We start from the raw sequence: 11763 nt of genomic DNA, 5'->3' as shown, positions 1-11763 counted from the left end.
GGGGCGCGAGCGGGCGCACTCGCGCCCGCATGTGCGCACCCGTGCGCGCTGCGCTGCGCACGTCGCGCACGTCGTTTGCAATCAATCGGTTACGGCGCGCTGGGGCGCACGCCACTGCGCACGGGATCGCGCACGTCCGCACGCTAGTCACTGGACTGCTCCCGGTAGTCGCGAGCGGCGGATCGGAAGCGGTCGACGCACTGGCCGAGCCACGCCTGCTCGGTCGCGAACGCGTCGCGATCCTTGTCGCTGAGCAGCCAGATCAGGTGCGGGCCCATGACCCGGGTGCCGCCGACAATGTAGCGCTTGCGCGCTTCCTCGATGCTGTGCCGGAGTCGCAGGGTGTCGCGCAGCCGCTTCATCGGCGCCGGCCGAGCGCCCGTGCGGTTGCACCAGGTGCGGTACACGTCGTACACGTCCTGCGAGAGGCCCGGCACGAACGGGATGCCGCCGATGTTGCCCGCCCGCAGCTCGAGATAGAACTCGCTGGTGGAGTCGCGCGATGCGGCGATGAGGTCGGATCGCGCGCGGCTTTCCGGCGGCAGCGTGCCGTTGGTGAAGTCGCCCAGCTCGATGTTCAGCAGGTGGTCGTGCAGGGCTTCGATGCCGCCGTTGCGCATCTCGTCGAGCACGTCGGCGTAGAACTGCTGATCGAGCTTCGCCGGCGTCCAGATCACCGCGTGCCGCCGGTCGTCCTCTTCCAGCACCACCGGCATGATCTCGTTGCTCAGGAAGATGATGTTGACGTGGTTGCGTTCCTCGTACGCCCCCATGTGCTTCGGGTTGATCCGAATCCAGTCCCCGGTGATGAAGTTCTTCAGCTTGTTCTTGACGTGGTACAGGTCGGACCGCGCGACGACCTCGTCCGCGATCAGGAACAGCTTGCGGGACGCCCAGTCGTTGAACTTATCCTCGACGGCCTCCTGGGTGATCATCCGGCCGTACTCGCCGTAGATCGCCATGACCGCCTCGAAGAACATGTTCTTGCCGGCGCCCTGCGGACCGTGAACGACGAGCGTGGTCTTCATCTTGGCGCCGGGATGCTGCAGCGGGTACGCCAGCCACCGCAGCACCCAGTCGAACAGGGTGGTGGCGTGCGGGTCGTTGCTGCACATGTGCTGCAGCAGCTCCAGCAGCATGTCGCAATTGCCGCGGCGCGGACGCGTGGGCCAGCCGCCCCACAGGTTGCAGGTGATCGTCGCATCCGTCTCGGTCGGATCGAATCCGACCTCGCGCTTGCGCACGATGCGCCGCTCCGGCGATTCCGACCAGTCGCGGTGCAGGTCGCGCGTCAGGCAGGCGTCACGCATATCCGAGAGCGGCAGCAGGCAGTGCTCCTGTGCGTCGAACACGGCGCCACCCTGCCCGTACACCAGCGCGTAGCGCTCCAGCAGCTCGTCGAGCGAATCAATCGGCCGCAGCGCCGCATCCCCGCCCCCCGTGGTGGGATGTTCCGCGCGTTCGCGAGGCGACCATCCGAGATCCCGCAAGCGCTGAGACACCTGAGCCTCTACCGTGGGCAGGGTCTCGACGGCGTGGAGGTCGTTGAAGTCGGTCAGCTTCTGTCCGCGCTCCAGGAACAGGGCAACGCGTGCGGCGTCGTCGGTGAAGCGGGGCCGAATCCACGCGCCGCCGACGGCGAGCGCTGCCTCGCTCGCACGAGCCGCGCCGGTGTTCTGCTTCTTGTGCCGCTCTCCGCAGTGCGGGCACGTCTCGGGATGGGCCGCCAGATCCACGCGCCCCTTGCACGAGTGGCACTTCGCGAACTGGTCGTCGTCAGCGCACACCAGGATGCGGGCGCGCTTGTACCGGCGCCGCAGCGCCTTCGCGACCGGCATGAGGTTGCCGGCGTTGAACGCCACCGCCACCGGCAGGCCGGTGGCCACCCGCAGCGAACGCGCGGTGGCGTACCCCTCGACGACCAGGATGATCCAGTCCGGGGCACCGAGCAGGCACATGTTCCCCTTCATCGCCAGGCCGCGCGGCCAGAAATCCTTTTCCGGCCGGCCGCGCTGCTCCGCCGCGTCCGGCAGGCGGTACACCTGCAGGCCGACGACCCTGCCGCCGACCTCGTGCACCGGCACCAGCATCGACCCCGAGTCGGTGAACTTCACGCCCTCCGGACTGATCTGCTTCTTCCGCAGGTACGGGTGATCGCCCTCGCTGGACTGCCGCGCCCACACCCGCCGCGCCCGGTCGGCTGCCTCCTTCGCTTCCCGGGCGCGCGCCGCTTCGATACGCCGGGAGTCCTGTCGCTGCTGCTCCTTCAGGGCGGCCCGCTGCTCCGGGCTCATCGGCTTGCCCTTCGGCGCGATCCGTTGGGCCCCGTTGTCGTCGCCGCGCCAGACACCGCAGCTGCCAACGAGCATCGTCTCGCCGGCACCACCGTGCAGCTCGTGGAGGATGTACCAGCCCTTCTTCTCTCGGCCCTCCCCCTCGACCTGGCACCGGACCATGCGACCGATGCCGAGCTCGGAAACGATCAGCCCCGCGCCGCGCAGCTGGTCGAGGACCGCGTCATAGTTCTCCCAGCTCACGCGGCACCCCTGTTCACTAACCCGAGCGCCCGCCAGCTAGCGGAATTTTGCGCCTCTTGCCACCCGCAAGAGGGGCCGGCCGGGGGAGGACCCGCTCTCTGGCCCTCGTTCGATCGTCGGGCGCGCTCCCACGTGACGCGGCGCGCGAATCGAGCGCGTGACAACTCTCCCGGGGAGATGGGGCGCGCGCTCATCGCTGGACGTAGTGCGCGGACTTGCGCTCGTGGACGGACTGGCAGCCGACGCACCGCGTGGCCGACGGCAGGCGCTCGCGCCGCACCACCGGGATCAGCCCGCCGCAGTCCTCACAGAACGGGTCTTCGGCGGGCGCTGCGTTCGACGCTTCCAGCGTCCGGGCCAGTGCCGCATCGCGCGCTTCCTCGGCGAGCTGGTTCGCTCGGTCAATGGCGTCAGCCATTGGAGCGTCCCGGCTCGTCGTAGTCGCACCGATCACAGATGAGCGCGATCACGGATTCAATCTGCGCCTGCTGATTGCGCAGGGCGCGGACGGCCGCGGGCGCATCCTTCGCATCGCCCACGTCATAGCGGCCATCGGCCAGCATCCTCGCCATCACGGCGGTGGACTGCGCCGCACCGTCGGCGATGGCCGAGACCGACGACAGATCCGCCACTGCGCCCGCGTCCACGTCGGGCACGCTCGCGCCCAGGAAACCGAACCGCCGTGCGATCGCACGCGCGCACTGCATGCCGTAGGGCGCGGGCAGCGCGGCTATCCACGCCTCCAGCAGCTCCAGCGGGAAGTGCAGGCTGCCATCCATGTAGCGGTTCACGCGCTTGCGCGCCTTGTCCACCGCAGCCAGGTAGGCATCCGCCTTGCCGGCCTCGTCCAGTGCCTCGAGGTCCGGCATGTCGATGGACCGCATCTCGGCGGGCACCAGCTGCAGGTAGGCCCGCGCCAGGTGCTTGGCGAACACCACATCGGACAGCGGCGTCATCTGCTTTGCCAGCTCCAGATGCGCCACACACACGTCCTGCAGCCGGGGCGGCAGTCCATCGGCGGACGTTGCGGGCACGCGGTAGCCCGGCGACGCTTCAGTCATGGTGTGTCTCCTCGCAAATGCCGGGCAGCAACGGCAGGCTCGTCAGGACCAGAGCGTTGGCTGGCACTGGCGACTGCCCGTCCCACTCGTCGACTACGCACGAGCACCCGAACATCCGCCGCAATGCCTCCGCATTGCGGGACTTGCCGCAACCAGCCGGCGCGCTCAGGATGACGGGCTGACCCGTTGTTTCTGCACAATCAGTCATGGCCGAACTCCGACAGACGCATTTCCCCTACTGCCTCTTGCGCGAGCCAGACGGGACCTACGTGGTGGTGAACCGCCGGTACAAGCCCATCGGCTTCTGTACCGACGAATGGATCGACTACGGCGCGCACCCGGTGCGCACCACACGCAAGCTCTCGCGGGCGGCTGCCGCCAAGCTCGACTGCGATGGACGCACCGGGGGCGACCGCATTTACCTCTACAACGACGGCTGTATCCCCACCTCCAGCGCACAACACATGCAGAGCTATCTCGAAAGGCTCGCTGTGCTGATGCGCGTCAGGCTGGAGTCCGCCTCGGAATAGGAAGCGGCCGCCGCAAGGGGTCGGCGGCCGAAGGGCGCTCCACGATTGCGCGTGGAGGCAGGCGACCTGCGGCGGTACGATGCGGATGCCAGTCACAACACCGCCCTCCGGAGGCCTTCGATGGAAAACCCCACGAGCGACGACGCGCTCAGGCAGATCAACCTCGTGGCAACACGCCTGTTCGTCCTGCAACGCGCCATCGCCTCGCTCATCAGGACACACCCCGACCCAGAAGCCTTCGCGCAGCAATTCGCAGACGACACGTCCAGCGCACAGCTCGGCTACCTGCAGATACCCGAGGGCAACCCCGAATACCGAGCGCTCGCCACATCCTTTGCAGGCGAGTTGCTGGGCGTGGCGCAGGACGAGACAAGGCGGAGAAGCTACGGACCAGATTGATCCGCCCGCACAACCGATCAGCGCGGGACAACCCCGCGCCGAAATCAACGGGCGAGCCATCGGCATTGCGCGGTACCACGATGCCGGCCTCCGCCAGGCGCCCGTCGCGCTCCATAGCCTCGACATCAGCCCAGCACTCCGCTGTCCCCAGCAGCTCAATGGCACGCTGGTGCTTCGCGATCGGGCTCACCGCGTCTGATCGATCCATGACAGGCGACCTGGCTCGTTTCGGAATAGGAAGCGGCCGCCAAGGGGGTGGCGGCCGAAGGTGTTGCGCCCAGGAGAGGAAGGGACGGGCGCATGCGAACGTTCATCGCGCGACGGCATCAGGCGACACGATCCTCGACCGGCGCGACGCCGTAGTAGTCGGGGCGCAGTTCCCAACGCGTGACCCGCCCATCGAGCAGATCCTCGATCTGGGTCGCCCTGCCCGGGGGCACGGGCCGGCGCCCCGACACCCACTGACACACGGTCGGAGAGGTCACACCCAATCGCTTGGCGGCCTTCGCCGGCCCGCCAAGCAACCCGACCGCAGATTCGATTGGGGTAGACATGGCGGCAATAGTAGGCATTGCCTACCATGTTTTGCAACAGGCATTGCCTAATTCGCCGCGTGCCGCCGATTCTTAGGCAATGCTAAAGGGTGAGGAACTGGCGGCTGCGCTCCGTACCGCAATGGAGAAGAAGGGCGTACGGAACATCGACCTCGCCAACGAGTTCAAGGTCCGCCCATCCACCGTGAGCAAGGACTGGCGCAAGCTCGGGCGCATTGGCAAGCACCATATCGACCACCTGGTCTCGTTCTTCTCCGACACCGTATCGCCATCCCATTGGGGGCTGTCCGACTGGGGGCCTGCCGTCAACGAGCCCGGGGCCGAGTACGTCACTGTCCGGATACCCCGGGCGAAGTGGGAACAGTTTGAGCTATTCCTGCAGGCCGAACAGGAGGCAGAAACGAGCCCTCCGCGCGAGCCGGAGTCGGAGCACCCGCACAACGCCAACGACACCAACAACGCGTAGCACACGGTGGTCAGATGGCAAGGGATAGAGGCGACACGCGTCCAGCCACCGACCGGCAGCGGGATTACGCCACCAAACTTGGCCTGACGTTCCCGGAGGACATCACCCTCGGGGAAATGTCGCAGCTGCTCGACAGCCGGCTCGAAGGCGACAGGCGCGCCAAGCCGGAGCACTTCCGGTGGGCCAACGCATTCGGGGTGAGCTACACCCGATTCATGGGCAAGCGCGCACTCTTCTACGCCATCATTGACGCCGCCGACGAATCAGGAGCGCGAGATCTGTGTCGGTGGTTCGCGTTCCGCGTCTGCCGTGACCAGCAACGCCGCGCGAGCGTGCCGCTCATTAAGCAGCCGGACGGCAGCGCCTTGCGGACGATCGCGGCCGCGCTCGCGGACGACGAGCGCACGGTGCGCTCAATAGAGCGCGCCGCCGAAACCGACCCCTTCATCTGGTGGGGCACGTTCACCACCGACGACGGGCGCATCATCGAAGGCGGAAGCCGCAATACCATTGCCTACAAGGCCGCGGCCAACCTCATCCGCCAAGAGGGGCTCTTGCACGAACGGCCGCCCCCAGACGCGCACCCCCGCAAGCCGGAAGCGCGCCCCACCCCGGCAACCGACAATGATGGCTGGGTTCTCGATAGAACCGCCCGCATCGACAGGGCAACAGCGCCCCCGAAGCGAGCGCGACGGAAGCCCACACCAGTCAGCAGCGAAACGCGCGGGCGACGGCGGGACCGCATGATCGTCGTGGGGATCGGGGTGCTCGCAATCTTCTACCTGATCTTCTTGCTCTAACCACAGCGCGCCGCCGGCATCAGCGGCGTTAGGCATTGCCTATTGACAAAAGTATTAGGCATTGCCTACGCTCTCCCCGACCTCATCGGAGAGAGCCATGCTCCATTCGCGATTCACCAGCGATACCAGCCTCCCGGACGCCCAAACCCCGGGCCTGGACGCCTACCTCCGCCACCCCCGCCGCGCCGAGCTGATCCAGCGCCATTACAGCGCGCCCGCCATCCTCCGGTGCGCCGACCCGGAGACGCTCACCGCGTGCCCCAACTTCCTGCAGCTGTACAGCCTCGCCATCCACCACCAGCGCGCGGCCTTCCTCGCGCGGGAGCGTGGTGACGAGGTAGCGCGGGAGCACGCAGCGCGCACCGCCGCGGCCGCGCGGGCCTTTGCGGATCGGGTGCGGGACCGCCGCAGCCAGGCAACGGAGCGTGCGGCATGAATTGGCTCGACGGCCTTCTGGCCTGGCTGACCCCGGCGCGTGCATCGCGTCGTCGCAGTGGCGCGGAATCGGTGGCGCGATGGGCGAGCCGCAAGCGGCTTGCATCCGCCCCGGTCTGCGGCGGCGTCACCATCCGCTGCGAGTTCGACGAGGACGAGTTTCGGCACCACTTTGCCCGCTACATGGCCGGGGACATCGACTGGATTCCCGGGCCGCGCACGGGGCCGCTGCCTACCTCCCTGTATCCGCGACACGCCTGGCACGAGCGAATCGACGAGGCGCCCCGGCCGACGATCTGTTGCGTTCCGTCAAAAGAATTCATGGCGTGCGCAGAACATGCGCGCGTCCTGGGTCTCCGCGTAGACCCAGCCATGTTTCGTCATACCTGGCTTGTCTTTTGCCCCCGAGGCTGCACGGATGTAGAGCTTTGCCCCTGGCGGGAGCTCCTGCGGAAGGCTGATGTCCTTGAAGGCATCGTTGAGTATCAGGGACCGCTCTTCCGGCTCCCAACGGAGGCCGAGCAGGCGGCGGATACGGGCTTTCCTGCCAGGTGTGCAGACACCGACCTCATCGACGAACACGGGCACGCGACCGGCGTTTACCACCTGAACCCCGAAGTGTCCTTTCGGCTCCTTCTCGGCGGCGCTGGCGTGGCGGGAGGTGCGTATCACCCCGGTGCCGTCATAGACGGCCCATATGGCGGTAACCCGGAGGCGCACGCGGGAACTGTAGATCAACCAGCCGGTGTTGATGACGCCGAGTGCGAAGCCAGCGACGCCCACCCAAGCGCTCAGCCCAATCCCGTCCATCGTGTCGTTCTCGCCGGTTTTCCCGGGGATTCTACGCAGCGGCCGGCGGAGCGTGCGGCATGAGCTTCGGCCACAACCAGCATGCGCGCGCCATCCGCCAGACCCTGCCCTCCACGAAGCGGCAGCTGGAGTTCGAGGTCCGCACCGGAAAGCGCCCTGCCCTCGCTGCGCGCGAGCTGATCGCCGCGCTCGAGGACTGCGCCGCGCACCACGAAGCCCTGGCGCTGGAGCAGCGGCGCCGGGAACGCAACGACAGCGCAACGCACGCGGAGGCAGGCCGATGATGCCCGTCGTCGAGCTCATGCTGTTCCTGCACGGGCGGCACCCGGACGCGACCCCGTGCATTACCCCGGGCTGCCACCGGACCGTGCCCACCGGGCAGAAGCGTCGCCGGTGCCACCGCTGCTGCCACCAGACGCGGCGGCCGCAGCAGCGGAGGGTCGCGGCATGAGCATCCGCCTTTCGCCGGCGAAACCGCGCATCTACTACTACCCGTGCCGCTGCCGCCGGTGCGGGGCGCGCAAGACCTTCCCGCGCCACCCGGACCACTACACCCGCCGGCGCTACGCCCGCTGCCCCGCGTGCAAGGCGGACGACATGCGGCTGGACCTCTACCGCGCCACCCGGCGCGAGTCCCGGCGCACGAAGTGCCTGTGCGACCACTACCCCTTCATCCACCGCCGCGGCTCGCTGCTCTGCGCGCACGGCGTCATGGGGCGCGAGGGGTTCAGCTACTGGTCCGTGGATGCGCCGGAGCACATCGCGCGCGAACAAGAGCTGTTCGACGCATTCCTCGCCGCGCACCGCGGCGAACCCCACCAGCACCAGCGGGAGGCCGCCTGATGCCCGACAACGCAACCCCCACTAGCGCCACCACCACGCGCCTCCCCCTCACCAGCATCGACCGCGACCCGGCCCAGCCGCGCACGCTGTTCGAGGACGGGCCGCTGCACGAGCTGGCGGACAGCATTCGCGAGCACGGCATCATCCAGCCCATCGTCGTGCGGCCGGCGGATGCCGCAGATGCGCCGCGGCTGGTCGAGCCCGCGGACTACCTCATCGTCGCCGGCGAGCGGCGGTGGCGGGCTGCGCACATCGCCGGGCTGGCAGAGGTGCCGGTCATCATCCGCACCGACCTCGACGCCCAGCAGGTGATGGTGCTGCAGGTGCTGGAAAACCTGCAGCGCGAGGGCCTGACGCTGCCCGAGACCGCGCAGGGCGTGCACGCGCTGGTGGATCAGGCCGGCACCGCCAAGACCGCCGCGCAGCTCGGCAAGAGCGAAGCGTGGGTCAGCAAGCACGCCCGCATCGGCGACCTTGACCCGCGCGTGCAGCACCTGGTGGACGAGCGCGCCATCACCAGCGCCGACCTCGCCCACGACCTGCACAAGCTGCTCCGCGAGTGCGAGCGCGGCGAGAGCATGGGCATCACCTGGCTGCGCGACCGCGTCAGCAGCGCGCTGCGCGCCGCCAGCGAAGGCGGCCTGCGCCGCGCCTACGTGCGCGACCGGCTCAACCATACGGCTGAGGACATCGCCCGCCACCAGCGCGCCGAGGCCATCCGCAACGGTGAGGGCGGACCCGAGCCCGATCCGGCACCGGAGCCCGCACCGCAGACGGCACCGCCCGCCAACACCGGTGGACAGACCGGCATTGACCTGCCGCCCGCGCCCGCGCCCGCGCCCGAACCAGCGCCCGAACCAGCGCCGGCGCCCGATGCCGCCGCGACGCCGCAGAGCGCACGCCCCCGCGACGATCGCGCAGCCGCCCGCAACCAGCTTGCACACGACATGACGCCCGTCGTGGCCGACCTCATCCGCCGGCTGCTCGGCGGCATGGGCATCAAGATCGCGACGCTCTATCCCGAGATAGACACCGATCACGACGCGCTGCTGCTGGACTGCTACGACCCGGACGTAGACCCGGTCTACGTCGGCATCGACATCCCCAGCCCGAACAGCGGCCGCGAGATCCCCGCGCCCGAGGACGCCACCCTGCAGGTCGCCCTTGACCTCACCCGCGACCAGTCCGAACGCCTCACGCAGTGGGTGGAAGGCGGCGGCCTCACCCGCCAGCCAGTGGACCGCCCCGCCAACGGCGCCGAAGCCCTGACCCGCTTCATGGCCCACGCCATCCGGTCGCGCACAGGCACCAGCACCCGCGCCTGCCTGCTCCGCGCGCACTACGTCGCCTACTGCATCAACCGCGGCGTGGAACCCATCTACTCCGAATCCGCATTCACCGACGCCCTGCGCGGCGCCGGCTACCGCATGCACCGGCTCAAGACCGGGCGCGTGTTCCTCGACTGCGAGCCCGCCCAGGAGGCCCACCCATGTGCATGATCGACGACTCCGAGCCCGTGACCATGCTGTCGCGGCAAGAGCCGGTTGCCACCAAGACCCATCGCTGCACGGAATGCAGCCGAGCGATCCAGCCCGGTGAGCGCTACACCCGCGAGGCGTTCGTGCATGACGGCAGCTTCGTCCAGCACCGGACCTGCGCCCACTGCACCGTCGTGCGCGAATGGCTGGCGCGAGAGTGCGGCGGCCACGTGTTCGGCGAAGTCGGCGAGGACCTGCACGAACACGCCATCCACTACCGGCGCGTGGACCTCCTGCGCCTCTGCGTCAGCAGCCGGCGCCAGTGGCGCAACCGGGCCGGCGCGCTGATCCCCGTGCCCGAGGTGCCGCCTACCAGCGACGAGCGCGCAGCGGCATGAGCCACACCGAGCCCCACACCTGCCCCTGCGGCGCGCGCGTGGACGTGCGCATCTGCGACCGCCGCCACGGATATAGCGCCGCGTTCCACGACGCCGAGGGCCGCCAGACCATGGCCTGCCAGTGCGGCCAACCCCTGTTCCGCCTGTTCACCCAAGGCCAGCTGCGGCCGGCCGCCACCACCAGGAGTCCCACCGACATGATCGAGCTCGGCCACACCTACACCGACACCCTCACCGGATTCACCGGCATCGCCAGCGGCCACGTCCGCTACATCACCGGCTGCAACCAGGTGCTTGTCCAGCCACGCGCCTCCGGCGACCTCTCGAAGCTGCCCGAGCCGGAATGGATCGACGAGCAGCGCCTCGTCCTGACCGACGCCGAGCGCATCGAGATCGACAACGGCGACCGCCCCGGCTTCGGGCGCGAAGCGCCGAAGCGCTGAGCGTTTGCCATCCCAACGAGGAGCACACATGCAGCTGAGCATTTCCATCGAGCGCACCGGCCCGGACGGCCTAAGCATCCACATCCCCGACCTCGCCGAGCTGACAGCGTCGGACGCGCCGCAACCGGCTAGCCAACTGCCGAGCAGCCGCTACCGCCTGCTCGACGCCGGCGGCCAGCCGACCAGGGACACGCCGGTGCTGGTGCACGACACCACCACCAACCTCATCTGGACGGCCGCGGACAGCATCACCAGGGACCGCGTCAACCACACGAGGGCAACCGAAGCCGCCAGATCGCTCCGCTACATGGGTGCCGACGACTGGCGCCTGCCAACGATGCACGAGCTGCTGAGCATCGTCGACTACGGCCGCCACGAGCCGGCCATAGACACCGCCGCGTTCCGCTGTCACGCGCGTCCCTACTGGTCGTCGTCGCTCTTCGCGGGCGATTCCGGCTTCGCCTGGTTCGTCGGCTTCCACTACGGCGGCGCCAGCGTCTGCAGCCGCGACGTCGACAGCGCCTTCGTGCGTGCGGTGCGCGGCCCGGTGCGCGCGGCCAGTCAGTAATCCGCCTTTCTGCGCTTTTCAGGAGATCACCATGACCCGATTCACCAAGCTCAACGCCGAGGGCAACCCCGCGGCCACCGACGCCACCGACCACTCCGCCGTCATCGACGCCAACACCGGCCTCATGTGGGCCGCGGTGGAGCTGACCGACGAAGAGGTCGACCACTACGACGCCGAGCGCTTGGCAACCGACTGCCGCCTGCTTGGCTTCGACGACTGGCGCCTGCCGACCGTTGAAGAGCTGTTCGCCATTGGCGACCGCGCACGCGTCCGGCCGGCCATCGACACGGACGCGTTCCCCAACGCCAAGGCCGACTGGTACTGGTCGTCGTCGCTCTTCGCGGGCGATTCCGGCTTCGCCTGGATCGTCGACTTCCGCCTCGGCTACGCCGACATCTGCGGCCGCGGCTACGACTTCGCCTTCGTGCGTGCGGTGCGCGG

17 protein-coding genes are annotated in these 11763 nt (G+C 68.8%); 12 read left to right on the top strand and 5 right to left on the bottom strand.

All coding sequences use genetic code 11. The features are described 5' to 3' along the window. Window positions 1–143: 143 nt before the first annotated feature. The 3 genes from KAH28_RS11165 to KAH28_RS11155 all read right to left on the bottom strand — a co-directional run bounded on the left by KAH28_RS11165 (window position 144) and on the right by KAH28_RS11155 (window position 3598). On the bottom strand, window positions 144–2537 hold the full coding sequence (locus tag KAH28_RS11165; protein ID WP_290576618.1) for a DUF5906 domain-containing protein: 2394 nt from the start codon (window positions 2535–2537) through the stop codon (window positions 144–146). Window positions 2538–2727: 190 nt separating this feature from the next. Beyond that, window positions 2728–2955 carry a TraR/DksA C4-type zinc finger protein gene (locus KAH28_RS11160; RefSeq protein WP_290576616.1) on the bottom strand — a complete coding sequence of 76 codons (228 nt, stop codon included), beginning with the start codon at window positions 2953–2955 and terminating at the stop codon, window positions 2728–2730. Then, window positions 2948–3598 (bottom strand): hypothetical protein, encoded by a 651-nt coding sequence (locus KAH28_RS11155; RefSeq protein WP_290576614.1) that lies wholly within the window; start codon window positions 3596–3598, stop codon window positions 2948–2950. Before KAH28_RS11155 ends, KAH28_RS11160 begins: the two co-directional genes overlap by 8 nt. 206 nt (window positions 3599–3804) lie before the next feature. Between KAH28_RS11155 and KAH28_RS11150 the strand changes: the two genes are divergently transcribed. Beyond that, the gene (locus tag KAH28_RS11150; protein ID WP_290576612.1) at window positions 3805–4128 is read left to right on the top strand and encodes a hypothetical protein; all 324 of its coding nucleotides are present in this window, start codon (window positions 3805–3807) and stop codon (window positions 4126–4128) included. 120 nt (window positions 4129–4248) lie between these two features. After that, entirely contained in the window at window positions 4249–4527 is a 279-nt protein-coding gene (locus KAH28_RS11145; RefSeq protein WP_290576610.1) for a hypothetical protein, read from the top strand. Between the two features lie 326 nt (window positions 4528–4853). On the opposite strand, the gene KAH28_RS11140 is transcribed toward KAH28_RS11145, so the two are convergent. Further along, window positions 4854–5081 (bottom strand): Cro/CI family transcriptional regulator, encoded by a 228-nt coding sequence (locus KAH28_RS11140; RefSeq protein ID WP_290576608.1) that lies wholly within the window; start codon window positions 5079–5081, stop codon window positions 4854–4856. A gap of 79 nt (window positions 5082–5160) precedes the next feature. On the opposite strand from KAH28_RS11140, the gene KAH28_RS11135 reads away from it, so the two are divergent. From KAH28_RS11135 to KAH28_RS11125, 3 genes are all read left to right on the top strand, one after another. After that, on the top strand, window positions 5161–5547 hold the full coding sequence (locus tag KAH28_RS11135) for a hypothetical protein (protein WP_290576607.1): 387 nt from the start codon (window positions 5161–5163) through the stop codon (window positions 5545–5547). Between the two features lie 14 nt (window positions 5548–5561). Beyond that, window positions 5562–6347, top strand: a complete 786-nt coding sequence (locus KAH28_RS11130; protein WP_290576606.1) for a hypothetical protein — start codon at window positions 5562–5564, stop codon at window positions 6345–6347. 97 nt (window positions 6348–6444) lie between these two features. Beyond that, complete coding sequence (locus KAH28_RS11125) at window positions 6445–6783, top strand: hypothetical protein (RefSeq protein WP_290576605.1); 339 nt, start codon at window positions 6445–6447, stop codon at window positions 6781–6783. Window positions 6784–7091: 308 nt separating this feature from the next. Here the strand turns inward: KAH28_RS11125 and KAH28_RS11120 are convergent, their stop codons facing one another. Then, a complete protein-coding gene (locus KAH28_RS11120) occupies window positions 7092–7592 on the bottom strand; it encodes a hypothetical protein (RefSeq protein WP_290576604.1) in 501 nt (166 codons plus the stop codon). Window positions 7593–7651: 59 nt separating this feature from the next. Between KAH28_RS11120 and KAH28_RS11115 the strand changes: the two genes are divergently transcribed. The 7 genes from KAH28_RS11115 to KAH28_RS11085 form a co-directional block, all read left to right on the top strand. Beyond that, a complete protein-coding gene (locus tag KAH28_RS11115) occupies window positions 7652–7876 on the top strand; it encodes a hypothetical protein (RefSeq protein WP_290576602.1) in 225 nt (74 codons plus the stop codon). 163 nt (window positions 7877–8039) lie between these two features. Further along, entirely contained in the window at window positions 8040–8435 is a 396-nt protein-coding gene (locus KAH28_RS11110) for a hypothetical protein (protein ID WP_290576600.1), read from the top strand. Continuing rightward, a complete protein-coding gene (locus KAH28_RS11105) occupies window positions 8435–9934 on the top strand; it encodes a ParB/RepB/Spo0J family partition protein (protein ID WP_290576598.1) in 1500 nt (499 codons plus the stop codon). The genes KAH28_RS11110 and KAH28_RS11105 overlap by 1 nt, the downstream gene beginning before the upstream one ends. Then, window positions 9925–10311 (top strand): hypothetical protein, encoded by a 387-nt coding sequence (locus KAH28_RS11100; protein WP_290576596.1) that lies wholly within the window; start codon window positions 9925–9927, stop codon window positions 10309–10311. Before KAH28_RS11105 ends, KAH28_RS11100 begins: the two co-directional genes overlap by 10 nt. Then, complete coding sequence (locus KAH28_RS11095) at window positions 10308–10754, top strand: hypothetical protein (RefSeq protein ID WP_290576594.1); 447 nt, start codon at window positions 10308–10310, stop codon at window positions 10752–10754. The genes KAH28_RS11100 and KAH28_RS11095 overlap by 4 nt, the downstream gene beginning before the upstream one ends. A 28-nt stretch (window positions 10755–10782) precedes the next feature. Next, the gene (locus KAH28_RS11090; RefSeq protein ID WP_290576592.1) at window positions 10783–11322 is read left to right on the top strand and encodes a DUF1566 domain-containing protein; all 540 of its coding nucleotides are present in this window, start codon (window positions 10783–10785) and stop codon (window positions 11320–11322) included. A 31-nt stretch (window positions 11323–11353) separates the two neighbouring features. After that, the coding region (locus KAH28_RS11085) for a DUF1566 domain-containing protein (protein WP_290576590.1) at window positions 11354–11763 on the top strand (410 nt) is incomplete at its 3' end.

Source organism: Algiphilus sp. (genome assembly GCF_023145115.1).
Taxonomy (GTDB): domain Bacteria; phylum Pseudomonadota; class Gammaproteobacteria; order Nevskiales; family Nevskiaceae; genus Algiphilus.
This window is presented reverse-complemented; position numbering and strand designations above follow the sequence as displayed.

Bases quoted from the DNA above. Each gene is read 5' to 3' on its own strand.
- KAH28_RS11110 (WP_290576600.1), top strand. From the start codon at position 8,040: ATGAGCATCCGCCTTTCGCCGGCGAAACCGCGCATCTACTACTACCCG.
- KAH28_RS11150 (WP_290576612.1), top strand. From the start codon at position 3,805: ATGGCCGAACTCCGACAGACGCATTTCCCCTACTGCCTCTTGCGCGAG.
- KAH28_RS11105 (WP_290576598.1), top strand. From the start codon at position 8,435: ATGCCCGACAACGCAACCCCCACTAGCGCCACCACCACGCGCCTCCCC.
- KAH28_RS11100 (WP_290576596.1), top strand. From the start codon at position 9,925: ATGTGCATGATCGACGACTCCGAGCCCGTGACCATGCTGTCGCGGCAA.
- KAH28_RS11125 (WP_290576605.1), top strand. From the start codon at position 6,445: ATGCTCCATTCGCGATTCACCAGCGATACCAGCCTCCCGGACGCCCAA.
- KAH28_RS11130 (WP_290576606.1), top strand. From the start codon at position 5,562: ATGGCAAGGGATAGAGGCGACACGCGTCCAGCCACCGACCGGCAGCGG.
- KAH28_RS11135 (WP_290576607.1), top strand. From the start codon at position 5,161: ATGCTAAAGGGTGAGGAACTGGCGGCTGCGCTCCGTACCGCAATGGAG.
- KAH28_RS11145 (WP_290576610.1), top strand. From the start codon at position 4,249: ATGGAAAACCCCACGAGCGACGACGCGCTCAGGCAGATCAACCTCGTG.
- KAH28_RS11155 (WP_290576614.1), bottom strand. From the start codon at position 3,598: ATGACTGAAGCGTCGCCGGGCTACCGCGTGCCCGCAACGTCCGCCGAT.
- KAH28_RS11090 (WP_290576592.1), top strand. From the start codon at position 10,783: ATGCAGCTGAGCATTTCCATCGAGCGCACCGGCCCGGACGGCCTAAGC.
- KAH28_RS11095 (WP_290576594.1), top strand. From the start codon at position 10,308: ATGAGCCACACCGAGCCCCACACCTGCCCCTGCGGCGCGCGCGTGGAC.
- KAH28_RS11120 (WP_290576604.1), bottom strand. From the start codon at position 7,592: ATGGACGGGATTGGGCTGAGCGCTTGGGTGGGCGTCGCTGGCTTCGCA.
- KAH28_RS11140 (WP_290576608.1), bottom strand. From the start codon at position 5,081: ATGTCTACCCCAATCGAATCTGCGGTCGGGTTGCTTGGCGGGCCGGCG.
- KAH28_RS11115 (WP_290576602.1), top strand. From the start codon at position 7,652: ATGAGCTTCGGCCACAACCAGCATGCGCGCGCCATCCGCCAGACCCTG.
- KAH28_RS11160 (WP_290576616.1), bottom strand. From the start codon at position 2,955: ATGGCTGACGCCATTGACCGAGCGAACCAGCTCGCCGAGGAAGCGCGC.